Origin of the sequence: Streptomyces sp. HPF1205 (genome assembly GCF_020400825.1) — a bacterium.
GTDB lineage: Bacteria > Actinomycetota > Actinomycetes > Streptomycetales > Streptomycetaceae > Actinacidiphila.
This window is the reverse complement of the sequence record NZ_JAINVH010000022.1, coordinates 34,196-56,286: the sequence shown is the minus strand read 5'-3', so window position 1 is coordinate 56,286 and position 22,091 is coordinate 34,196. Positions and strand designations below refer to the sequence as shown.

Here is a 22,091-nt window from a genome sequence, read left to right as displayed (position 1 = left end):
AGAGTCATGCACACCAGAAAGACCCGCACGATCCTGGCGGCACTGGCCGCCGCAGCCGCCACGGCACTCCTCGTTTCCTCCTGCTCGGGCGGAGGCACCTCGACCTCCAGCGGTGAAAAGGTCACCTTGCAGTACTGGGCGTGGGCGCCCGGAAGCGCGAAGGAGGTCGCCGAGTTCAACCGCACACACCCGAACATCAAGGTGGTCCACACCGACGCCGGCGGTGGCGAGCAGTCGTCCGCCAAGCTGCTGGCCGCCATCCGCGCCGGAAACGCGCCCGACCTGGCGCTCGTGGAGAACACGTCGCTGCCCCGCATGATCGTCGCCGGCGCGCCGCTGGACATCACCGACTACGTTTCCGACGTGCGGACCGACTACTCGCCCGGTTCCTGGGCGCAGACGACCTTCGGCGGCCGCACCTACGGACTGCCGCAGGACATCGGTCCCATGGCGCTGCTCTACCGGAAGGACATCTTCGACAAGTACGGCATCAAGACGCCCGTGACATGGGCGGACTACCGCAAGGCGGCCGCGACGATCAAGGCCCGGAACCCGAAGCTCACGATGGCTTCCCTGAGCACCGACGGATGGGGCTGGTACGCCGCGGTGGCCGCGCAGGCCGGCGACGACTGGTGGTCGATCCACGGGGACACGTGGACCGTCGACATCGACGGCCCGAACTCCCGCAAGGTGATGACGTTCTTCCAGCAGATGTATCAGGACAAGCTCATCGCGGCCGATCCCATCCTCACGCCCACGTACAACCAGGAACTGAACAACGGCACGATGCTGTCCTGGCCCTCCGCGGCGTGGGCTCCCGGTGTCATCTACGGTGTGGCACCGAAGACCGCCGGCAAGTGGGCCCTCGCGCCGCTGCCCCGCTGGAACCCGGACGACCCGACCGTCTCGTTCCAGGGCGGGTCCTCGGTCGTCGTCACCGCCAAGTCCAAGCACCCCAAGGAGGCCGCGGAGTTCGCGAAGTGGCTCGACGCCGGCGACCAGGGTGCGCGGATGATCCTCAACGTGCAGAACGGCTATCCCGCGGCACTGTCGGGACAAAAAGCCGCCACCCTGCAAAAGCCCCCGGCCCTCATGCCGCAGCAGACGGACTACTACAAGGTCGTCGCCGAGATCGCCAAGCACACCCGCCCTGTCACCTGGGGCCCGAACACGGACGTCGCGGCGTCCGCGTTCACCGACGCGATGAACGCGGCCGTCCACAACGGCACCCCGTGGGCGGACGTCCTGACCGTCACACAGAAGGCCGTCGTGGCCGACCTGAAGAAGCAGGGCTTCAAGGTGAGCGAGGGTTCATGAGCACTCCGGCGGGACCGCGCAGCCGCGGACCGAAGCCGAGCGCCGAGCGCCGGGCGTCGCAGAGGAGATCAGCGTGACCGGGCCGACCGCTGCCGACAAGGCAACAGGGCCGGTGACGGTGGCGGTCGCGCCGCCAAAGCGTCGCCGCCGCCGCAATGGCGCACCGTACCTGTTCAGCGCACCCGCGATGCTGCTGTACACCGTCTTCACCGTCATCCCGCTGGGGTACGCCCTCTACTCCAGCTTCTACGCCCGGCGGCGGACCGGCGGCGGCCCCCTCGGCGCCCCGTCCACGGTGTTCGTCCGGTTCGACAACTACGTCTCGGTGCTCCACGACAGCCGGTTGATCGCCGGGCTCAGGCACCTGGCGCTCTACGGCGTCATCGCCGTGCCGCTGACGCTCGGTCTGGCGCTGCTGTTCGCCTTGCTGCTGGACACGCCTGGGGTGAAGCTGCGGCGTTTCGCACGTACCGCGATCTTCATTCCCTACGCCGTGCCGGGCGTCGTGGCCGCACTGATGTGGGGGTTCATGTACCTGGCGGGGACCAGCCCCTTCTCGCACGTCACCCGATCCCTCGGGTGGGGGGACATTCCCTTCCTCGGCCCCAGCGGCATCTACGGCTCGCTCGCCAACATCTCCGTCTGGGGCGGGACGGGATTCAACATGCTCGTCATCTACACCGCGTTGCGCGGCATCCCCCACGAGCTGATCGAGGCGGCCCGCCTGGACGGGGCGAACGAGACCCAGATAGCCCTGCGTATCAAGGTGCCGCTGGTCGGACCGGCGCTCATCCTGACCGCGGTCTTCGCACTGCTCGGATCCCTCCAGCTCTACGGCGAACCCATCATGCTCAAGCCGCTGACCAACAGCATCTCCAGCACGTGGGCTCCGCTCATGTCGATCTACCAGGACGCGTTCGCACTCGACGACCTCCATGACGCGGCGGCGGCATCGATCGTCCTCGCCCTCGGCACCGCGCTCGTGTCGGTCGGCGTCCTCGTACTGGTCCGCGTCGCGACGCGATGGAGGGCGCGATGAGCACCAGCGACCACTCACCCCGCGAACGGACCAGGATCGTCCCCACGCTCATCATCCTGGCAGGCGCCTTCTACACCCTCCTGCCGGTGGCCTGGGTGTTCGTAGCCGCCACCAAGGCACCGGGCGAGCTGTTCGACTCGTTCACCTTCGCTCCCGGAACCGGCCTGATCCGCAACCTCCGCGACCTGTGGTCCTTCGACGACGGTGCCTACGGCCTGTGGGCGTGGAACTCACTGGTGTACGCGGGCGTGGGCGGCGTGCTGTCGACGCTCGTGTCGGCCTCCGCAGGCTACGCACTGGCGAAGTTCCCGTTCCGCGGCGGCCGAATCTTCTTCGCCGCGATCCTCGCAGGGCTGCTCATCCCCGGGATCACCCTCGCGGTACCGCAATACCTGCTGCTGTCGGACCTGCATCTGGCCGGCACACGGTGGTCGGTGCTGCTGCCGAGCATCCTCAGCCCCTTCGGCATCTACCTGTGCCGTGTGTACGCCGCGAGCGCCATACCGACGCAGATGCTCGAAGCCGCGCGGATCGACGGAGCGAGCGAGTGGCGGATCTTCCGCAGCGTCGTGCTCCCTCTCATGGGGCCGGGCATGGTGACGGTGTTCCTGCTGCAGTTCGTGGGAATCTGGAACAACTTCCTGCTGCCGTACATCATGCTCTCCGACACCCGGACCTTCCCCCTCACGGTCGGGTTGAACTCCCTGCTGGAGCGCGGCGCCGGCTCGCCCTCCCTCTACACGCTCGCCATCGTGGGCGCCGCGCTCGCGATCATTCCCCTCATCGCCCTGGTGCTGTTCCTGCAACGGTTCTGGCGCCTCGACCTCATCGCCGGAGGAGTCAAAGGATGACCTGGTCCCACGCCGACAAGGCCTGGCCCACACGCGGGCTGAGCTACGGTGCCGACTACAACCCCGAGCAGTGGGACAAGGACGTGTGGCGGGAGGACGTCCGCCTGATGTCCCAGGCCGGCGTGAACCTCGTATCACTCGGCATCTTCTCCTGGGGCCTGGTGGAAGTCGCGGACGGAGAGTTCCACTGGGACTGGCTGGACGAGATCGTCGACCTCCTGGGAGAGGCCGGCATCGCCATCGACCTCGCCACCCCGACGGCCGCACCTCCGGGCTGGCTGCTGGCCGCACACCCCGGGATCCGCCCCCTCGACCACGACATGCAACCGCACTGGCCCGGCGCCCGGCTCGGCTGGTGCCCGAGCAGCCCGGTGTTCCGCACCTACGCGCTGCGCATCGTCCGCGCGCTCGCCGACCGCTACGGTCACCGTGACCACGTCGTGATGTGGCACGTCAGCAACGAATTGGGAGGCGGCAACGGTCGCTGTCACTGCGACACGTCGGCAGCGGCCTTCCGGGACTGGCTCCGACGCAAGTACGGGACTCTCGACGCCTTGAACAAGGCATGGGGAACGGCCTTCTGGGGCCACACCTACCGCGACTTCGCCCACATCATCCCGCCGCGCGGCAACGACATGAAGAATCCGTCCCTCGTCCTGGACTTCGACCGCTTCTCCTCGGACGAACTGCTGGCCCACTACCTCGCCGAACGTGACGTACTCAAGAGTGTCACACCCGAACTCCCCGTCACGACGAACTTCATGGTGGGCGCCGAACCCGATGTCGTGGACTATCCGCGGTGGGCGCCGCACATGGACATCGTGGCCAACGACCACTACACACGTTCGTCCGACCCGGTTCCCGAGCAGGACGTCGCCTTCTCCGGAGACCGCATGCGGGCGATGACGACGCAGCGCCGTCCATGGCTGCTCATGGAGCACTCGACCAGCGCCGTCTCCTGGCAGCCGCGCAACCGCGCCAAGACGCCGGGCGAGCTGATCCGCAACAGCCTGAGCCACGTCGGGCACGGCGCCGACGGCGTCCTGTTCTTCCAATGGCGCGCCTCCCGGGCCGGCGCGGAGCAGTTCCACTCGGCAATGGTTCCCCACGCCGGCGAGGACAGCGAGCTCTACCGCGACGTGTGCACGCTGGGCCGGTACCTGCGCCGCCTGGCGCCGGTCATGGGCTCACGCGCTCCCCGGGCCCGTATCGGCATCGTCTTCGACGACGAGGCGGGCTGGGCGATGTCCAAGGGAGTCAAACCGAACAACCACCTCGCCTACGGGCGCATCGTCCGGGACTGGCATCACGCGTTCTGGCGGCTGAACCAGAGCATCGAGGTCCTCCCGCCCTGGTCCGACTACACGGGGTACGAGGTACTCGTCGTGCCGGCACTCTTCTTGACCGACGACGACACGGCGGCACGCGTGAGCGCTTTCGCCGAGGCGGGCGGCACGGTCGCGGTGGGCTTCCTCTCGGGAGTCGTCGACGAGCACGATCAGGTGCGGCTCGGCGGGTATCCCGGGGCCTTTCGTGAGCTGCTGGGCGCGTCGTGCGAGGAGTTCCGGCCATTGCAGGAGGGCGAGACGTTCACCCTCGACAACGGGTGGTCCGGCACGGAGTGGACCGAACTCGTCCGCGTCCACGATGCCGAGGTGATCGCCCGGTACGCCGGGGGCCACCTCGGCGGGCGTCCGGCGATCACCTCGCGTTCCCTGGGGGCCGGGGGCCGGGCGGTCTACGTGTCGGCCGGCCTCGACAGTGACGCGCTGCTCGCACTGGCACGTTCGCTGGTGGATCCCGCCGGCGTCGCGGACGTGCCGAGGGGCGTCGAGGTGCTCGTACGGCGCAACGAGGAGGAGACCTTCACCTTCTTCATCAACCACGCCGACGACACGGCGGTCGTCGCGGCCCTGGGCCGTGAGATGCTCACCGACGAAGCGGTCGGCGGCGAACTGCGCGTGCCGGCCGGCGAGGTGCGGGTCGTGCGATCGGGTACCGCGGGCTGAACCCGGACTTACCCGAGGCTGTCCGGCAGCACAGCCGCCACCGCCCGGGGGGTCGCCGCTCGCGGCCCTGCCCGGTCGGAACCGTTCTCGAAACCGGGTGCGGGGCTGGGGCGCCGGGCGCGGGCGGGACGCCGGGCGCGGGCGGGACGCCGACGACCACGTTCCGCCGGCTTTCCCTGGCCCCCGTGCCGTTCGCCGCGGCGGCCCGCGTGCCCGGCTCACGGATACGGGGCCGGGACGGGGGCACACGCCTACCCAACAGACCCTGGGAGGCATCATGCCCGTGACGTTCCGTAAGTCCTTCCGCATCCTGCCCGGTGTGCGGATCAACGTGAACCGCAAGTCCCTGTCCCTCACCCTCGGACGCAAGGGAGCACACCGGACCTGGTCGACCACTGGCCGCCGCACCACGTCCGCGGACCTGCCCGGGCCCTTCGGCTACCGGCACACCGGCCGGTAGCCGGCGGCAGCGGCGGGGCCGCACACCCCGCGCGGCATGGGCGGGGTGTGCGGCCCCCGGGCCACCGGCCCCCGCGGCGGGAGCGGGCCGATGGCGGGTCGGCCCCGTCGGCGTCCTATCCGCCGGACCGCCGCCGCGAGCGCGTACGCCGCCCCGCGGACGCGGCGGCCGACGCGGGAGGGGAGACCGGCGCCCTGCGGCGCGACGCACGCCGGTCCGGTCCGGTATCCGCCCCCGGCTGCGACTCCTCCCCGCCGCCTGCCGGCTCCCCGGCTGCCAGCAGGCGGAAGCGCTCGGCGTTGTAGTGCGCGCCGATGATGAGCGCCAGGTTGGTGAGCCACAGCCACACCAGGAAGGCCACCGCCCCGGACAGCGGCCCGTAGAGCCGGTTGTACGTTCCCATCCGGGCGCTGTAGGCCGCGAACCCGGCCGAGGTGAGGAGCCACAGCCCGACCGCGACGGCGCCGCCGGGCGCCACCGCCCGCAGGCCGCGGGTCCCGCGCGGCCCGGAGCGGAACAGGATCAGCACGGACACCGCGGCCACGACCAGCAGCACGGGCCAGCGCAGCGACCGCCAGGCCGACACCACCGCGCCGCCCAGGTGCAGCAGGTCGCCGACCCGGTGGGCGAGCTGCCCGCTGACGACCACGCAGACCGTGCTGGCCACCAGGAGGACCAGCAGCATGAGGGCGGTGAGCACGACGCGCGGCGCCGTACGCCACGCGGGCCGGTGGTCCTCCACACCGTGGATGTGGTGCAGGGCCCGCCGGAAGACCGCCGCGTAACTGCAGGCGGCCCAGGCCGCGCCGACCCCGCTGAGCGCGGCGAGCGACGTGGTCGCCGAGACGTCCTGGGCCATCTGCCGCAGCGTGTCCGCCACCAGGGGGCGGGACTGCCGCGGCATCAGGACCTCCAGCCCGCCGGGCACCCCGCTGCCGTCGGGGCTGCCCGTCAGCCCGACCACGGACAGCGTCAGCAGCAGGGAGGGGAACAGGGCCAGGACCGCGTAGTAGGTCAGTGCGGCGGCCCGTTCGGTCGCGTCCTTGTCCCAGGCCGCGGCGATCGCCCGTACCAGTGTGCGGACGCGGCGGAACCCGGCGGTGAGGCCCCGCCCGCGCCCGCCGCCGGCCTGTGCGTCCCGGCCGGCGGCGGGCGGCCGGTCGCCGGCGCGGTCCTTGCGCCCGCCGGCCGGGCCGCCCTCCTTTGCCTGCTCTGCGGCCGCACCCGTCGCGGCGCCTTGCGGCCGGCCCCGGGCCGGGCTGCCCGCCGTACCCCCCGCCGGGTCCCGTGCCACCCCGGCTGCCGCGTCCCCCGCGGTGTCCGCCGCCGTGCGGCCGCGCGTGCCGTACCTGCCGCCCCTCTTCCGGCCGTACTTCCCCCGCCCGCCGGACAGCCCGTCAGTCGCCACCTTCATTCCCTCCAGCCCTGCCGCGGGACGCTCTGCCGCCGCCGGGCTTGTGCCCGCCCGCCGCCGGATTCAGCCCTCGTACGGCGCATCGTTTGCCAGATCGGGGTATTCGGCCCGCACGGGACCCCCGGAGGTCACGCACGGACGTCATCACGGAGGTCACGCGCGGACGTCCGGCGCGGACGTCACGCACGGACGTCATGCGCGGGCGTCCGCTGGGCAGACGAGGCAGCGAGGAGGTCTGTCATGAGCGCGCAAATCGAAGTGAGACGGACGCCCTGGTGGGCGCGCATCGCGGTCGCCTTAGCGGGACTGCTGGTACTGGTCCTGGTGTTCGGCCGCATCCATCTGCTGCCGGGGCTGCCCGACCCGTTCGCCGAGCGGACCAAGGACCGCAGTGGGCCGGTGCTGCTCAAGTCGATCCAGGACATGCACCGTTACGAGGGGGCAAGCGGCAACTTCGAGGTGGTCGTCGACCTGCAGAAGGACGCCAAGTACCTGCCGGACGTCGTGCACGGCAAACGGACCCTCTACGTGGGGGCGGGCAGCGTCGACGCGTACGTCGACCTCGGCTCGGTGGGCGAGGACGCCGTGCAGGTGTCCGACGACCGCAAAACCGCCACCATCAGGCTGCCGCACGCGGCACTGGAGCGGCCTTCCCTGGACCCGAAGCGCTCCTACGTCGTCTCCCAGGAGCGCGGCCTGTTCGACCGGGTCGGCGACTTCTTCGGCAGCGACACCGGCAACATGCAGCAACTGGGCATCCTGGCCTCGCAGAAGATCGAGGACGCGGCCCGGCGGACCGAGCTGACGGCCCGCGCCGAGACCAACACCCGCTCGATGCTGCAGGGCATGCTGGCCTCGCTCGGCTTCACCCGGGTCGACGTCACCTTCGGCCCGCCCGGCCGGGCGTCCTCCTCCCCGTCCGCGCCCGCCTCTCGCTAGTGCTGCCGGCCCGTGTCCCGCCGGGCGGGCACGGGCCGGCACCGGCCCCTGAGCCGGACCGGACGACCCGGGAGACCGGCCGGCGGCGAGGCGGGCACCGGGCACCGGTGCCCGCCCTCCACCGCTTCCCGCCTACCGGCCCGCCTTGCCCCCGGCCTCGCCGCGCGAGATGCGGATCCGGGCGCCGGCGCGGTGCACGGCCCGCAGAGCCAGCAGCAGGAAGCCGATGTCGTCCAGGTAGACGGGGTCGGGCAGGAGGTCCACCGGCCAGACCGTGTAGGCGATCGAGCCCCACACCAGCAGCTTGGTGGACGGCCGCACCCCGGCCGCTTCGAGCAGCCGCCTCGCGCGCAGCAGACGCCGCAGGAGTCGCAGGACGATCACAGCCGAGACCACGGCCACCACCGCGACGGCGGCCAGCAGCCACATCACGTCCCCACGAGTCACCGTGCCTCCTCCTTCACCGCCGTCTCACGGCGTACCGCTTCCACCGCCCCTACGGTCGAATGCCCCGTCAGCAGCGGTGCACGTGCGCGCACTTCCGCGGGGTCGAAGCCGCTGAGGACCGGGGTCGGCGGATCGGCGAGATCACCGGCTGACTCCGTGCCCCCGTTCTCGTGGCCGACGAGGTGACGGGGGGCCGGACCGCTCCGTCCGGTGTCCACCGGGTGGAGGCCGCGGCTCCCCGCGGCGATCCCGGGTGCGCTGCTCAATGGTCCGCGGGGCCGCCGCGCACGACGCAGGAGCGGTTGTTCTCCCAGCCCCAGCCGTCCCCGTCCGGGTCCGTCGCGCTGCCGTTGAGGCAGTAGGGGTAGCCGTTGGGCGCGGTGCCCGGGTCGGCCGCGCCGTCGGCGGGGCCGCCGCGCACGACGCAGGACTGGTTGTTCTCCCAGCCCCAGCCGTCCCCGTCCGGGTCCGTCGCGCTGCCGTTGAGGCAGTAGGGGTAGCCGTTGGGCGCCGTGCCGGGGTTCGAGCCGCCGCTGCCGCCGTAGACGGTCGCGGTCCTGGCGGTGGACGCGATGCCGTTGGCGCCGTAGAAGATGCGGTTGCCCCACCAGGTGAGGGAGCCGGGGTCGAAGCCGCCGGCCATGTCGAGGTAGGCGACGTCGGAGCTGTTGCCGCTCCACGACCAGCCGAGGTATCCCAGCCCGCGGGACTGGGCGGTGGCCATGATGGTGTCCTCGTCGACGTCGCCGTCGGTGTGCTGGTAGCCGAACTCCCCGACGACCACGGGCAGGTGGGCGTTGACATACGCGTTGAGGTAGTTGGTGACCTTGTCGGCGGTGTTGTAGACGCCGTACATGTGGACGGAGAAGATGGTGTTGCGGTCGGGGTCGGAGGCGAACACCGACGCGGCGTTGTTCTTCATGGTGCCGGACCAGTCCTGGCCCCAGTTGGGGCCGTCGACCATGAGGGCCTGGTGGAATCCCGCCGCACGCATCTGGGAGACGGCGCTCTCGGTGGCGGCGGTCCACTGGCCGTAGTTGTTGTTGCCCCAAGGCTCGTTGCCGATATTGATGACCACATAGGCTTCCTGGCCGTCGAGGGCGCTTTTGACGCTCTTCCAATAGGCCACCGCCTGGTCGAGGGAGGCGGCTGCGCCGTCCTCGCCGTATCCGGTGGTGTCGTGGTCCTCCAGCACGCAGATGACGTGGCTCTGCTTGCACTGGGCGATGAGGGAGGCGACCTGGGAGGCGTCCGTCCTGGTCCAGCGGTTGCCACCGCCGAGGACCACGCGGACGGTGTTGGCCCCCTTGGCGGCGATGTCGCCGATGGCGGTGGTCTGGTTCGGGTACCACACGTAGGCGTGGCTGACTCCGCGCATGACGAAGTCGGCGCCGTCGCCTTCGACGACGCGTCCGTTGCTGACATGGAGGCCGGCGGTCGCGGCGCGGGCGGCGCCGACCGGTCCGGCGATCTGGACCAGCAACGCGATCAGGCCCGTGAGGACGACGGCGACGGCTGAGCGTACGGCTGACGACGTTGGTCTTGGCATGTTGTGAACTCCCGTACGTGGGGGGGAAGGTGCGGGCCGGCCTGTGAGGGTGCCCCGCCCGGCCCGGCCGGCCCGCACCACCGGCCGCCGAGCGGGTGATCAGGAACGGGTGGGCGGACTCACCACTTCGTCATGTCGGGGAGCTGGTCGACGGAAATGGTCTTGGGGTTGGCCATGGCGGTCTTCCACAGGCCCTGGACGTCCTTGCCGCTGCCCGCCCAGTCCCGGGAGGCCCATACGACGAAGTACGACCAGGCCGGATCCGATGCCGCGTCGAGCGGGCTGAAGGTCTCGGCGACCGCGGCGGTCTTGCCGGTGCCGACGGAGGCGCAGATGCCGTAGTCGCTCGGGCTCTGGAAGTAGTCGGAGGTCACCAGGTCGGCATAGGAGTCTCCGGGGTACCAGGCGGACAGCGCCGTGCTCTGACCACTGGCCATGCCGTTGAAGACCCACAGCACGTTGTGCACGCCGGCCAGTTGCGCGCGCTGGTGGATCAGGCGCCACAGCTGCTTGTAGGCGTCCGGTCCCTTCTTCGTCCACCACATGTAGTCGTTGTTGCTCTCGTGCAGGGGACGGAACAGGACCGGGATGCCGGCGTCACCCAGCTTCTTGAGCTGCGCCACGATCAGGTCGATGTCCTGGTAGAGCTTGGATGACGGGTTGGACAGGTCGGGCTGGAAGTCGCACGGCGCCGCGTAGTTGCCGCCGTGGGGGCAGTACCAGTGCCACTGGAAGGCCACGATGCCGTGGTGGGCGTTGTACCAGTCGATGACGCTCTGGGTCTGGATCTGGCCGTTGGTGTACTCCATGAAGTCGAACGCGGTGATCGCCGGGTAACGGCCGGTGAGCGCCTGGACCTTGTCGGAGTCGGCGGCGTCGGTCTGCCCGCTGACGTAGGCGTGCGTCTTGAGGTAGCACAGCAGGTTGCGGGCCTTGGAATCGGCGTTCGGGTCGGCCGGCACCTGACCGCAGTCCGACCCTTTGGGCGGCACCGCGTACACCTCGAACTCGTACAGCGAGTAGCCCCAGCTCGTACCGCGCGCCGTGCCGTACATGCGTACGTAGCGGCCGCTGCCGGTCACGTTCAGCGTCTCGATGCCGCCGGCCCCGGTGGTCGTGGTGTAAACGTCGCTCCACGTGGTGCCGTCGGCCGAGGTCTGGATCCGGTACGCACGAGCGTAAGCCGTCTCCCAGCGCAGGACCACTTGGCTGACCGGGTAGACCGCACCCAGGTCCACCTGGATCCATTGGGGATCGGAGTACGAGCTGGACCAGCGGGTGCCCGCGTCACCGTCAACGGCCATGTCCGCGGTGAGCCCAGTGCCCTCGCTCGACGAGGCCGTCACCGGCCGGTGCAGCGCAAGATTGCCCGCTGGGGCGCCGCCGGTAACCGTCGGCGTCGGGGTGGGTGTCGGGGTGGTGCCGGTCGGTGTGGGCGTCGGCGTGCTTCCGCCGCACGGTGTGCCGTTGAGGGTGAAGGCGGTCGGAGCCGGATCCGATCCGCTGTAGCCGACGTTGAAACCGAAGGTGACGCTGCCTCCGCCGGCCGGAATGACCGCGTCGTAATCGACGTTGGTGGCCGTCAAGGCGGCACCACTTTGGGTCCTGGTGGCGTTCCACATGTCAGTGACGGTCTGGCCGCCGGGGAAACTCCAGGCCACCGTCCAGCCGTTCACGGCGCTCGCGGTGTCGTTGGTCACCACGACGTTCACCGTGGCGCCGCCACCCCAGTCATTGGTCACCTGGTACTGCACGTCGCAGGTCGACGCCGTGGCCGCGTCCGCCCCCGGCACCCCGGTCAGCGCGCACGCCGCCGGCACGACCGCGGCCGCCGCCACTCCCGCGAACCACGCTCTCAGCCTTCTTCTCCGCATCCTCATGCACTGCCTCCTGTCGCGTACGACTCATGACGCGGTACCCGACTCGCGAGACCACCTCGCGGCGAGACCGGATGGCAGGGCATCGCCGCAACGGCATGCAGGTGAAGCGCTTCAGTAGAGCCTGCGGCGCGGGTATCCCCAGGAGCGGTTCACCAACAACGTCCAGGACTGCTACGAAGCCTGCGAACAGGCACACAACTGCGCGTGCTCCGTGGGAGAGCACATGGAAGCGTTCGTGAAGAGACTGATGGTGAAGCGGTTAATATGTCAAGGGACGCGACCGTAACCCGTGGCCTCAACCGGGGCGCCTTCGCCCCGGACGACGCCGGTGGCGGGGTGGTGTGCCGATGAGCACGGCTTCCGCGCCACTCTCCCGATGGATGAGGGCGTGCCGGGGCACTCGCTTGGGTTATGACGGGCGGCCGTCCGCGTGGCGACGCGGGTGCGCGGGCGTGCGAGGTGTCCAATGGATGCGGCGCAGGTGACGGCGAGATCCCCGGAGGCGATGGCGGCCCGTGAACGCATCGGCGAGCGACCACAGTGCCACGCACCCGTCCGACATGGCGGGCCAGACCGTAGTGGTGATCGGCGGCAGTGCCGGGATGGGGCGGGAGACCGCGCGTCAGGTCCGTGCGCGCGGTGGCGACGTCATCCTGGTCGGCCGCGACCCCGACCGCCTGCGGGAGGCGGCCGCCGAGGTCGGCGCCGCAGGCACGGCGTCGTTCGACGCCACCGACCCCGACCGCCTCCAGGAGTTCTTCCAGGACCTGCCCGGTCCGGTCGACCACGTCATGAGCACCGCGGGCACCCCCACGTACATGCCCCTGGACGGCATGGACCTCGCCGCCGCCCGCCGCGGCTTCGACGAGCGCATGGCCCTCACCCTCGGCATCGCCCTCTGCAGCCGTGACAAGGTCCGCCCCGCAGGCACCCTGATCTACATCGGCGGCACGGGCGGGCGGCGGCCCGGCGTCGGACTGTCCGTCATGTCCGCCATGACCGCGGCCCTGCCGGCCCTCATCGCGAACCTGGCGCTGGAGATGGCGCCGGTCCGCGTGAACCTCATCGCCGCCGGATTCGTCGACACGCCCCTGTCGGCCTCGCTCCTGGGCGATCGACTCGAGGCCAGGCGCGCGGAACTGCGCGCGACGCTGCCCATCGGACGGGTGGTGGGGCCGGGCGACGTCGCCTCGCTGGCGGTGCACATCATGTGCAACGAGGCACTCACCGGCGGGACGTACGACATCGACGGCGGTCAGCAGCTCATCCCCGGCTGAGCCGCGTCCGCGAGAGAAGCGGTCCGGGCGGCGGCCCGGGCAGGCCCCCTTGGACGGCGGCCCCGACGCGCGGATCCCGCGTCCACGGCCGGGCACCCGCACCGCACCGCACCCCACTGCACCGCAGCGGGACGATGACAGCGCGCGCCACCGGGCGCCGGCCCGGATCGACCGTCCCCAAGTGGGACGAGCGGCTAATGGTGCGTTTCGGGGGTGAAGCCATCGGGCGCGCGGTCGAGGAACACGGTGATGGAGCCGATCCGGCCGTCCTCGTCGAGCTGGATCACATCGGTTCCGGTGGCGAAGGACGTGCTGTCGCCCACGCCGTTGTCGATGAGGATCTCCCACCGCAGCCTGGCGCGGTCGTGGTGGACCTGGGGCTGCTCGCGCAGGCGGAGCGCCACGTCGCCCATGTGGCCGGTGAACCGGTTCCGGAAGTCGATCAGCGCCTGGGGCCCGGTGAGCACACCGATCAGCGCGCGGTACTCGACGTCGTCGGCGAAGACCGCTGCCGCGAGCCGGTGCTGCTCGGTCTCGGTGTCGGCGTTCCAGAAGCTGATGTACCTGTCGAGCTGTTCCGCGTGCCCGGCGGCTGCTGCCTCTCCGGTGGCGGGCTGAGCTGTCGTGTCGGTCATGGCCGGTGTCCTTTCGTCGGCTCGCGTCATGCGGGACGTACGGGGTGGGAGACGGCGTCCCGTGGTCCCCCCGCGTCACCGGATGCCGCCTCCCGGCTCACGACTGTGCGGCCCGCCGGTGCGGACTGTCGATGACCTCGGAGGTCATTGCCGCCGTGCGCGCCTTCGGGCAGCCTGAGGGCCATGACGACCACCACTGAGCCGGTCGGGGTGCTGCTGCGGCGCTGGCGTGAGCGGTGCCGGCGCTCGCAGCTCGACGTGTCGCTCGCCGCGCAACTGTCGACCCGGCACCTGAGCTACATCGAGACCGGCCGCGCCAACCCGAGCCGGGACATGATCCGCCGGCTGTGCGACGAACTGGACGTGCCGCTGCGGGAACGCAACGTGCTCTACCTTGCGGCGGGGTTCGCCCCGGTGCACGCCGAGCGCCCCTTCGCGGATCTGGGCGCGGCGCGCGAGGTGGTGGAGGCCGTGCTGACCGGCCACGAGCCGAACCCGGCGCTCGCGGTCAACGTGCGCTGGGAGCTGCTGGCCGCCAACCGCGCGATGGGGGTGTTCCTCGACGGTGTGTCCGCCGAGCTGACGCGGCCGCCGCTCAACGTACTGAGGGCGACTCTCCATCCCGACGGCCTCGCCCCGCGCATCCGCAACCTCGCGCAGTGGCGGGCCCTGGTACTGCGGCGGGTGCGGCGCCAGTTGGCGCGGACGTCGGCCGCCGGCCTTGCCGAGCTGCTCGCGGAACTGGAGGGCTATCCCGTCCGGCGGACGGGCGCCGATCCGCCGTCCCCGGACGAGCCGGCCGACGACCTGGTGATCCCGCTCCGGCTGTCGTCCGAGCACGGCGAACTCGCGCTGCTGTACACCACCACGGTCTTCGGTTCGCCGCGCGACGTGACGCTCGACGAGATCGCCGTCGAGACGTTCTTCCCGGCGGACGCCCGGACGGCGGGCCTCATGCGGGCAGCGACCGCGTAGCCCCGCGCAGCGGTGGGTGAGCGCAAGCCGTGCCGGACGGAGGCGACCGGGCCGGAGGGGGCCGTGATCACGCCGCTGATCGCGGTGCGGAGAGCACGCCGTCGGTCGTTTTCCGGCGGTCAGGGCCGGTCGCCCACGAGGGCGATCGCGCGCGCCTCGGGAACTCCCAGCATCAGCAGGCTCGTGATCGTCGCTGCCCGGGCGCCGACGGTTCCGTTCGACCGGTCGCTGTCCGCGATGGCGCTGTCCGCGATGGCGCTGTCCGCGATGGCGAACACGGCGCCGTAGGCGAGCTGGCTCAGGATGCCCGCCGGCAGGTGCTGCGCGAACACGTCGTTGTCCTGGCCCCGTTTCACGAGGCCGGCGAGGAGCTCGTCGACCGGCCCGAGGAGGCCGTGGATCGCCTCGCCGTACTCCCCGCGGCGCAGCGCCAACAGCACTCGGTACCGGTGCGCCACCGGCCAGAGGCGGGCGACGAATTCGGCCCACGTCGCGTCCGCCTCCGCGTCGGAGGCGTTGACTTCGGTGAGCACGGCTGTCACCTCGGCGACGGCCCGTTCCGTGAGTGTCCGAACGAGGTCCAGGCGCGAGGGGAAATGGCCGTAGACCGTGCGACGGACGACGCCGGCGGCGGAGGCGATGTCGCCCATTGCGGCTTCGGGGTCGTCTCCCAGTACATCGAGGGCGACATCGAGGATGCGATCACGTGTCTCGCTCGTCGAGCGCGCACGGGCGGATTCGGTGGGCACGACACCAGTGTTGCACACCGATGTGCAATGCAGTACGTTGCACACTGGTGTGCAACGAAGAGTTGTGCTGTGCGTCGAAGGCCAGGAGAACAAGACGATGACCGCACCGACACCCCCGACCGCTGCTCTCGTCCGCCCGTTCACCGTCGCGATCCCGGATTCGCAGATCGACGACGTGAAGCGGCGACTGGCCGGAACCCGATGGCCGGATCCGGAAACGGTGGGCGACTGGTCGCAAGGGGTTCGCGTGGAGAACGCCAGATCCCTGATCGACTACTGGGAGCGCGACTACGACTGGCGGCGCTTGGAGTCCCGGCTCAATCGCTTCCCCCAATTCCTGGCCGAGATCGACGGGCTGGACATCCACTTCATCCATGTCAGGTCCAGGAATCCCGACGCGATGCCGCTGATACTCACGCACGGATGGCCGGGCTCGATCGTCGAGTTCCTGAAGCTGATCGGCCCGCTGACCGATCCGGTCTCGTTCGGAGGCGACGCCGCCGATTCGTTCGACGTCGTCGTCCCGTCGCTCCCCGGTTTCGGGTTCTCCCAGAAGCCCACGCAGACCGGGTGGACCGTAGCGCGCATCGCAAGCGCCTGGGCGGAGCTGATGAAGCGCCTCGGCTACACCAGGTGGGCCGCGCAAGGCGGCGACTGGGGCGCGGTCGTCACCACCGCCCTCGGGGCCATGCGACCCGAGGGGCTGCTCGGGATTCATCTGAACACCCAGTACGCCTTCCCCGCACGGATACCCGACACCTTGTCGCCCGAACAGCGCCACGCCGTGGAGACCCTCGCGCTCTACACCGGCGAGCTCGGTGGGTCGAACCACCTTCAGCGCACGAAGCCGGAAACCGTGGGATTCGCCCTGGCGGACTCTCCCGCGGGTCAGGCGGCCTGGATCTACGAGAAGTTCCAGTCCAAGACCGACAACCACGGGCTCGCCGAGGACGTCCTCGGTATGGACGACATGCTCGACGCGATATCCCTCTACTGGTTCACCAACAGCGCAGCTTCGTCCGCCCGCATCTACTGGGAGAACAAATCGGCCACTCTCGCCGGTCCGAAGCTGACGCTTCCGGTCGCGGTGACCGTCTTCCCGAAGGACATCCCACGCCTGCCGCGAAGCTGGATCGAAGACACCTACAGTAACCTGATCCACTACGGCGAGGCCGACAAGGGCGGGCACTTCGCGGCCTTGGAACAGCCCGAGATCCTGGTCGGCGAAATCCGCGCCGGCCTGCGCACCCTTCGTTCCTGACGCCGACGCGCGAAGTCGAAGACGAAAGCGAGCCTCCTGCAGTTCTGCCTGTACGGCCTGGGCCGGAAGGGTCCTGGCTGATCCGCGCTCGCCCGTCGTGCCGCCGTTCACGGCCAGGGCACGCGGCTACGGCACGCGGCGGCCGACTGCCCCCGGTCGATGTGGCGCGATGGTGCCTGTGCCCCGCGGCACGTGCGTGTCACTCTGCCCACCGGGGCAGTCGAGACGACGGGGGAGTTGCCGTATGCCACACGAGGGTACGAGCCGCCGGGCGATACTGGGCGGAGCGCTCGCGGGCGCCGCGGTGATCGGCTTCGGGGCCTCCCGGGTGTCGGCGGCGGCCCGCCCGGGCCCGGGGGGCATCACGACCACACCGTTGCGCTCGTCGAGCGGGTGCGGCGCGGTCACCTGGATCACCGGCGTCAACCGGTTCGGCCAGATCGTCGGCGCCGGCCTGTTCGGCACGTTCCCCTTCGAGCCGGTCCTGTGGTCGGGCGGTCAGGTCTCGGCCCCGCTCGCGCCGGGCGGCCTGCGGCCGCTGGAGCTCGTGGGCATCAGCGACCTGGGCCAGTACGCCGGGACGTACGACGACGCCGACCGCCGCACCGCCCTGGTGTGGACCGACGGCGTCCCGCAGCCGATACGGATGGGTTCCCTGCACACCCGGGCCGCCGCCATGAACAGCTCGGGCCGGGTCCTGGTCCAGGCCCGCTCGACCTGGCCCAGCGAATCCGAAGGGTGGACGTACGACCGGATGTTCCTCTACGACCGGGGGCGGGCCACCCCGGTCCTGCCGCCGGGCGACGGCCCCTGGCAGGACATCCGCGCGATCGCGCTGAACAACCGGGGAGCCGTCGTCGCGACGGTCGTGAACCCCGACAACCCCTGCACAAGACTGTCCTTCTTCTGGCAGGCGGGCCGGGCCACCTGGCTGACGGACATCGGCGGCGGCGGGATGGACGTCCTGCCGACGTCGCTCAACGACCGCGGGCAGGTCGCCGGCACCGCGACCCCCACAACCGGCTCGCCCTCCGGCCGCCGCGCCTTCCGCTGGCAGGCCGGCACCTCCCAGCTCTCGCCGCTGCCGCCCGGCGACATCTCCGGCGGGGTGCGGGTACAGGGCACGCAGGCGGTCAACATGCGTGGGGACGTGGTCGCTGCGGGCTACGACGACTCCGGACCCGACGTGCCGGTCCTGTGGTCGGGGGACACCGTGACGGTGCTGCCGGTCCCGGGCGACACCACGCTCGCGGAGGCCCTTGCCATCAACGACCTCGGAGACATCTGCGGCTACTACCTGCCGGCGGCCACCGGCGAGTTCGTCCCGTGCCTGTGGCGCGCCGGTCGGCGCATCGACCTCCCCTTGCCCGACGGCGTCGTCAGCGCCAAGGCGATGCGCATCGACAACCAGGGCCGTGTCTTCAGCTGGGGTGGCCCTTCCGGAGCCGGCACCACCTCCGGCGGCGGGGTCTCCGGCGGCGCCTCGACCGGAAGCGCGACGGCCGGCACCGTTGGCGGCAACTCGTCGTCCACCGGCAGCTCGTCGTCCACCGGCGGGTCCGCGTCCACTGGCGGGTCCGCGTCCAGCGGCGGCACGGCGGTCGGTGGCACAACGACCGGTGATACGACGACCGGCGGTAGTGCGGTCGGTGGCACGACGACCGGCGGTAGTGCGGTCGGTGGCACGACCACCGCCGGCAGTGCGACCGGCAGTACCACCGGAACGCCCGGGTGCACGGCCTACTGGTTCAACTGCGTCCAGTGGACCGTCCCTTTCTGAGCCGACCGCCGCGCGGCGGAACCGGGTGCTGCTCGCCCTGGCCCACGAGCGCGCGTGCGGCGCGAGGAGCTGCGCTCGCTGCGGACCGACGACGTCGACCCGGCCCAGCGGACGCTTCGGATCGGGGCGGAGACGGCGAAGACCGAGCAGCCGTAGCGGTTGTGATCAGGCGGAGGCTCCGCTGTCGATGACCAGGTCCGCGCCGACGACCGAACCGGCGAGGGGGGAGGCGAGGTAGAGCACCGCGGCCGCGACCTCCTCGGCCTTCGCGACCCGTCCGAGCGGGTTCTCGCTCTTCACCCGCTCCGCGCGGTCGGCCGGGGTCTCGCCGGGACGCAGGGACATCGGTGCGTCGGAGGCACCGGGGCTGACGGCGTTGATGCGGATGTTCTCGTGGATGTGGTCGAGCGCGGCGGCGCGGGTGAGCGCGGACACCGCCGCCTTGGACGTGATGTACGGCGCCGCACCGCGGATCCGGCGGTGCGCGCCCAGGTTGGCGGACACGTTGACGATGACCCCGCCGCCGTGACCCCTCATGTAGGCCATCTCGTGCTTCATGGCCAGCCACACTCCGGTGACATTGGTCCGCAGCACCACGTCCCAGTCTTCCTCCTCGACCTCGCCGGCGGGTACACCGCCGCGGAACACGCCGGCGTTGTTGACCGCGATGTCCAGGCCGCCGAAGCGGGCAACGCTCTCGCGTACGAGGTTGTCGAGCTGCCGGGAGTCGGTCACGTCGGCCGTGACGGCGGCAGCCTTGCCGCCGGCGCCTTCGACGAGAGCGACGGTCTCGTCCAAAGTGACCGCGGTGCGGCCCGCGGCGACCACGGACGCGCCCTCGGCGGCGAAGGCGAGTGCGATCGCACGGCCCAGGCCGGACCCGGCGCCGGTGACGAGAACGGTCTTGTCGGTGAAGCGGTTCATGGCGTTGGTTCCTTCTGGTGAGAAAGACAGCATCGTCAGGGACGGCGCATGCGCCGAATACTAGACCGATCAGTTCAGTATTACCGCCCCGATCAGGACGAGTCGCGCGATGTGACGACTGCTCGCTCCGATGAATCAGATCCGGGGCAACAGGGCCAGAGCCTGCTCCGCGGCGTCCCGCACCCGCGCGGGATCGTCCGACACCTTGCCGACGACGCGCACCCCTTGCAGCATGACGAGGAGCATGCGGGCCAGCGCACGCGGATCGCGATCCTCGGGAAGCTCGCCCTGGGCCCGGGCCCGCACGAAGGCGGAGTACAGCATCGTCTCGACGTATTCCCAGCTGTTCTCCACGCGGCGGGCCGCCGCGGGATCGTGCGGACCCAGTTCCGCGGCCGTGTTGGTGACGAAGCAGCCGGCCAGCCGTACTTCCGGCGCCGAAGCCTCCGCCGCGAAACGGCGTACCATCGCCCGCACCGCGGGCATCACGGGACCCGGCTGCGACAGTTCCTCGAGGATGAGCGGGTCGCGCGTCTCGACGTACCGGTCCAGCGCCTTCAGGTACAGCTCGCGCTTGCCCCCGAAGGTCGCGTAGAGGCTGGCGCGACCGATCCCGAGGTGCTCCACGAGGTCCGCCACCGACGTCGCTTCGTAGCCGCGCCGCCAGAACAGATCGAGGGCCGACCGCAGCGCGGCGTCCGGATCGAATGCCTTGGTCCTGGCCACGCCACCACCGTAACCCAATGAGATCGATCGGTCCAATACTGGCGACGGTTCCGCAAAGTGTCCGCCGCCGTGGGCATCGCCGTCCTGGACGACGTCCTCGGCCTCGACAGCACTGCCCAGAACGCGATAGGCGGTGGCGAAAAGAGTAACGGCCTTTGGGGGGATTTCCTGCCGGAGTCCAGGGCAGTGGGCGGCCGGGTCCGTTCCGAAGCGGCCACCGCGGTTCGGTGTCACACATCCGCCGACCGCGCGGTCTTTCAGGGTGAAGCGCGGGTCATGCACCCACCCACCGCCTTCTTCTCGCTTCCCCACACGGCGAAGCGGTATCCGTGCCGCACGCAGGAGGTGTCCTATGGACTGGCGCGTACGCGGTCTCTGCCTACGCGAAGACCCTGATCTCTTCTTCCCGATAGGCGGCGTCAACAGCGGTATGGCAGTGCTGCAGACGGACGAGGCGAAGGTCGTCTGCAGCCATTGCCCTGTGACGAGGCAGTGTTTGGCGTGGGCCATCGATGTCGGGCCGGTGGAGGGGATCTGGGGTGGCACAACCGAAGGGGAGCGCCGCGCGATGCGGCGGAGTGCGGCGCGCGAGTCGGAGGCGACGGACAACGCCGCCTGAGTGCCGGCAGCATCTCGTCGTCCTTGCGGTACGGGTGCGCGCGTGCTGTTCCCCTCCACGAAGCGTCCCCGTGCCCCCGGCGCTTCGCAGGGCCGGCGGGTAGCTATTCGAGGAGTTCGCCTTCGACGGAGGGCGTCCCGGCAGCGGCCCCGGGGCGCGTGGACGGCTACCCAGGGTGCGGAGGGCGGCGGTGGGCGCCGCCGTGGCGCCCGCCGGGCAGGATCGATACCCGCTCGCAGGCGGGGCCGCACCGCGCAAGAAGCCGTCACATCTGTCCTCCCAGTGGTGGTAGTCCGGGAGCCGGTCGGTCAGGTCCGTGAGCGGTGATGGACCGGGGAAGGTGCGCACGATGTCGGACGAGACGCCTACGGACGCGTTCCGCGAATCCGACGATGGCGTGGCCGCGCTGCCCACCACATGACCTGCCCTGTGCATACTCCCGTCGACGTCGTGCGCTGCATGCTGACGGTGCTCTTCGCGTCAGCGGCGTTGCACGCATTGCTGCACGGTGCCCGGACGCCGGGGATGGGGCGGCGTGACCGGGTGGACCACCTCCTGCACTTCGCCACGGCCGTTGTCATGGCAGCGATGCCTTGGGGCCTGGGCCGATCGCTCTCGGGCCCGACCACGACGGTCCTCCTCATGGCAGGCGCTCTTTGGTTCCCCCTGACCGCGGTCCACCGCCGCACCGGGGAGTCAGCGGCGATGGCCGACCGACTGCCACCTGCGGCCGGTATGGCGGCGATGGCCTGGATGCTGTGGACTCCCCACATGTGGGCGGTCCCATCCCACGAGACCCCGGCCGGAAGCGGGCCGGGTGCGCACCACTTTGCAACTGTTGATCACGCTGCGAGCGTCCCGGCGACGGCCGACGTGGTCACCGGTCTGCTGACCGCGTACCTCCTTGCCTGCGGCGTAAGGTGGTTGAACCCGATGCCCCATCCCACGCCCGCCGCGGACACCGCGCGGCGCCGAGCCGCGACGCACGATCCGTACGGCCACCTGCGTGACGGGGCCATGGCGCTGGGAACGGCCGTGATGCTGCTCATGCCTCACTGACCGGGTGTCACAGGCTCCGACGGCGGCCCTACCGCACGGGTCCCGTTCCGGCGACACCGCGCGACACCGCCGACTGCGGATGCCGGAGGGCAGCCGGGCGTCGCACGTGTCACAGATCCGCCGGACGTCCGGTCAGGAGGGTCGAGCGGTCTTCACGACCGGCCACATGACCACCGTGGCA

Annotated in this window: 20 protein-coding genes; 12 read left to right on the top strand and 8 right to left on the bottom strand. The window is 70.8% G+C overall.

From position 1 onward, the window contains the following. Nucleotides 1-6: 6 nt before the first annotated feature. The 5 genes from K7G61_RS23710 (at nt 7) to K7G61_RS23690 (ending at nt 5,676) form a co-directional block, all read left to right on the top strand. Nucleotides 7-1,317 (top strand): ABC transporter substrate-binding protein, encoded by a 1,311-nt coding sequence (locus K7G61_RS23710; RefSeq protein ID WP_225848972.1) that lies wholly within the window; start codon nt 7-9, stop codon nt 1,315-1,317. Between the two features lie 73 nt (nt 1,318-1,390). Continuing rightward, nucleotides 1,391-2,356, top strand: a complete 966-nt coding sequence (locus K7G61_RS23705; RefSeq protein ID WP_225848971.1) for a carbohydrate ABC transporter permease — start codon at nt 1,391-1,393, stop codon at nt 2,354-2,356. Next, entirely contained in the window at nt 2,353-3,207 is an 855-nt protein-coding gene (locus K7G61_RS23700) for a carbohydrate ABC transporter permease (RefSeq protein WP_225848970.1), read from the top strand. The genes K7G61_RS23705 and K7G61_RS23700 overlap by 4 nt, the downstream gene beginning before the upstream one ends. Continuing rightward, nucleotides 3,204-5,216 carry a beta-galactosidase gene (locus K7G61_RS23695; protein WP_225848969.1) on the top strand — a complete coding sequence of 671 codons (2,013 nt, stop codon included), beginning with the start codon at nt 3,204-3,206 and terminating at the stop codon, nt 5,214-5,216. The genes K7G61_RS23700 and K7G61_RS23695 overlap by 4 nt, the downstream gene beginning before the upstream one ends. Before the next feature lie 277 nt (nt 5,217-5,493). Next, on the top strand, nt 5,494-5,676 hold the full coding sequence (locus K7G61_RS23690; protein ID WP_225848968.1) for a DUF4236 domain-containing protein: 183 nt from the start codon (nt 5,494-5,496) through the stop codon (nt 5,674-5,676). 115 nt (nt 5,677-5,791) lie between these two features. On the opposite strand, the gene K7G61_RS23685 is transcribed toward K7G61_RS23690, so the two are convergent. Further along, nucleotides 5,792-7,084, bottom strand: a complete 1,293-nt coding sequence (locus tag K7G61_RS23685; RefSeq protein ID WP_225848967.1) for a YihY/virulence factor BrkB family protein — start codon at nt 7,082-7,084, stop codon at nt 5,792-5,794. Between the two features lie 246 nt (nt 7,085-7,330). Between K7G61_RS23685 and K7G61_RS23680 the strand changes: the two genes are divergently transcribed. Continuing rightward, entirely contained in the window at nt 7,331-8,029 is a 699-nt protein-coding gene (locus K7G61_RS23680; protein WP_225848966.1) for a DUF4230 domain-containing protein, read from the top strand. Nucleotides 8,030-8,161: 132 nt separating this feature from the next. Here the strand turns inward: K7G61_RS23680 and K7G61_RS23675 are convergent, their stop codons facing one another. The 3 genes from K7G61_RS23675 to K7G61_RS37350 all read right to left on the bottom strand — a co-directional run bounded on the left by K7G61_RS23675 (nt 8,162) and on the right by K7G61_RS37350 (nt 11,905). Then, nucleotides 8,162-8,476 (bottom strand): DUF1232 domain-containing protein, encoded by a 315-nt coding sequence (locus tag K7G61_RS23675; RefSeq protein WP_225848965.1) that lies wholly within the window; start codon nt 8,474-8,476, stop codon nt 8,162-8,164. Between the two features lie 262 nt (nt 8,477-8,738). Next, nucleotides 8,739-10,025, bottom strand: a complete 1,287-nt coding sequence (locus tag K7G61_RS23670) for a cellulase family glycosylhydrolase (RefSeq protein ID WP_225848964.1) — start codon at nt 10,023-10,025, stop codon at nt 8,739-8,741. A gap of 119 nt (nt 10,026-10,144) precedes the next feature. Then, the gene (locus K7G61_RS37350) at nt 10,145-11,905 is read right to left on the bottom strand and encodes a glycosyl hydrolase (protein WP_374204213.1); all 1,761 of its coding nucleotides are present in this window, start codon (nt 11,903-11,905) and stop codon (nt 10,145-10,147) included. A 560-nt stretch (nt 11,906-12,465) separates the two neighbouring features. On the opposite strand from K7G61_RS37350, the gene K7G61_RS23650 reads away from it, so the two are divergent. After that, nucleotides 12,466-13,182: an SDR family oxidoreductase gene (locus K7G61_RS23650; protein WP_225849032.1), complete on the top strand. Its 717-nt coding sequence runs from the start codon at nt 12,466-12,468 to the stop codon at nt 13,180-13,182. Between the two features lie 194 nt (nt 13,183-13,376). Here the strand turns inward: K7G61_RS23650 and K7G61_RS23645 are convergent, their stop codons facing one another. Then, nucleotides 13,377-13,817 carry a nuclear transport factor 2 family protein gene (locus tag K7G61_RS23645; protein ID WP_225848963.1) on the bottom strand — a complete coding sequence of 147 codons (441 nt, stop codon included), beginning with the start codon at nt 13,815-13,817 and terminating at the stop codon, nt 13,377-13,379. 183 nt (nt 13,818-14,000) lie between these two features. Between K7G61_RS23645 and K7G61_RS23640 the strand changes: the two genes are divergently transcribed. Further along, a complete protein-coding gene (locus tag K7G61_RS23640) occupies nt 14,001-14,792 on the top strand; it encodes a helix-turn-helix domain-containing protein (RefSeq protein ID WP_225848962.1) in 792 nt (263 codons plus the stop codon). A 119-nt stretch (nt 14,793-14,911) separates the two neighbouring features. Here the strand turns inward: K7G61_RS23640 and K7G61_RS23635 are convergent, their stop codons facing one another. Then, nucleotides 14,912-15,541 (bottom strand): TetR/AcrR family transcriptional regulator, encoded by a 630-nt coding sequence (locus K7G61_RS23635; protein ID WP_225848961.1) that lies wholly within the window; start codon nt 15,539-15,541, stop codon nt 14,912-14,914. A gap of 64 nt (nt 15,542-15,605) precedes the next feature. Here K7G61_RS23635 and K7G61_RS23630 point away from each other — a divergent pair, with 64 nt between their 5' ends. Together K7G61_RS23630 and K7G61_RS23625 are read left to right on the top strand one after the other, a co-directional pair. Next, nucleotides 15,606-16,802, top strand: coding sequence for an epoxide hydrolase family protein (locus K7G61_RS23630; protein WP_225848960.1), 1,197 nt, complete (start codon nt 15,606-15,608; stop codon nt 16,800-16,802). 244 nt (nt 16,803-17,046) lie between these two features. Continuing rightward, nucleotides 17,047-18,582, top strand: coding sequence for a hypothetical protein (locus K7G61_RS23625; protein WP_225848959.1), 1,536 nt, complete (start codon nt 17,047-17,049; stop codon nt 18,580-18,582). Nucleotides 18,583-18,747: 165 nt separating this feature from the next. Here the strand turns inward: K7G61_RS23625 and K7G61_RS23620 are convergent, their stop codons facing one another. Both K7G61_RS23620 and K7G61_RS23615 read right to left on the bottom strand, forming a co-directional pair. Then, nucleotides 18,748-19,506 (bottom strand): SDR family NAD(P)-dependent oxidoreductase, encoded by a 759-nt coding sequence (locus K7G61_RS23620; RefSeq protein WP_225848958.1) that lies wholly within the window; start codon nt 19,504-19,506, stop codon nt 18,748-18,750. Between the two features lie 135 nt (nt 19,507-19,641). Beyond that, nucleotides 19,642-20,232, bottom strand: coding sequence for a TetR/AcrR family transcriptional regulator (locus K7G61_RS23615; RefSeq protein ID WP_225849031.1), 591 nt, complete (start codon nt 20,230-20,232; stop codon nt 19,642-19,644). 352 nt (nt 20,233-20,584) lie between these two features. Between K7G61_RS23615 and K7G61_RS23610 the strand changes: the two genes are divergently transcribed. Next, the gene (locus K7G61_RS23610; protein WP_225848957.1) at nt 20,585-20,851 is read left to right on the top strand and encodes a WhiB family transcriptional regulator; all 267 of its coding nucleotides are present in this window, start codon (nt 20,585-20,587) and stop codon (nt 20,849-20,851) included. A gap of 417 nt (nt 20,852-21,268) precedes the next feature. Further along, nucleotides 21,269-21,910 carry a DUF5134 domain-containing protein gene (locus tag K7G61_RS23605; protein ID WP_308190685.1) on the top strand — a complete coding sequence of 214 codons (642 nt, stop codon included), beginning with the start codon at nt 21,269-21,271 and terminating at the stop codon, nt 21,908-21,910. Nucleotides 21,911-22,091: the final 181 nt, after the last annotated feature.

Bases quoted from the DNA above. Each gene is read 5' to 3' on its own strand.
- K7G61_RS23690 (WP_225848968.1), top strand. From the start codon at position 5,494: ATGCCCGTGACGTTCCGTAAGTCCTTCCGCATCCTGCCCGGTGTGCGG.
- K7G61_RS23610 (WP_225848957.1), top strand. From the start codon at position 20,585: ATGGACTGGCGCGTACGCGGTCTCTGCCTACGCGAAGACCCTGATCTC.
- K7G61_RS23695 (WP_225848969.1), top strand. From the start codon at position 3,204: ATGACCTGGTCCCACGCCGACAAGGCCTGGCCCACACGCGGGCTGAGC.
- K7G61_RS37350 (WP_374204213.1), bottom strand. From the start codon at position 11,905: ATGAGGATGCGGAGAAGAAGGCTGAGAGCGTGGTTCGCGGGAGTGGCG.
- K7G61_RS23645 (WP_225848963.1), bottom strand. From the start codon at position 13,817: ATGACCGACACGACAGCTCAGCCCGCCACCGGAGAGGCAGCAGCCGCC.
- K7G61_RS23670 (WP_225848964.1), bottom strand. From the start codon at position 10,025: ATGCCAAGACCAACGTCGTCAGCCGTACGCTCAGCCGTCGCCGTCGTC.
- K7G61_RS23650 (WP_225849032.1), top strand. From the start codon at position 12,466: ATGGCGGGCCAGACCGTAGTGGTGATCGGCGGCAGTGCCGGGATGGGG.
- K7G61_RS23710 (WP_225848972.1), top strand. From the start codon at position 7: ATGCACACCAGAAAGACCCGCACGATCCTGGCGGCACTGGCCGCCGCA.
- K7G61_RS23640 (WP_225848962.1), top strand. From the start codon at position 14,001: ATGACGACCACCACTGAGCCGGTCGGGGTGCTGCTGCGGCGCTGGCGT.
- K7G61_RS23620 (WP_225848958.1), bottom strand. From the start codon at position 19,506: ATGAACCGCTTCACCGACAAGACCGTTCTCGTCACCGGCGCCGGGTCC.
- K7G61_RS23625 (WP_225848959.1), top strand. From the start codon at position 17,047: ATGCCACACGAGGGTACGAGCCGCCGGGCGATACTGGGCGGAGCGCTC.
- K7G61_RS23605 (WP_308190685.1), top strand. From the start codon at position 21,269: ATGACCTGCCCTGTGCATACTCCCGTCGACGTCGTGCGCTGCATGCTG.
- K7G61_RS23680 (WP_225848966.1), top strand. From the start codon at position 7,331: ATGAGCGCGCAAATCGAAGTGAGACGGACGCCCTGGTGGGCGCGCATC.
- K7G61_RS23700 (WP_225848970.1), top strand. From the start codon at position 2,353: ATGAGCACCAGCGACCACTCACCCCGCGAACGGACCAGGATCGTCCCC.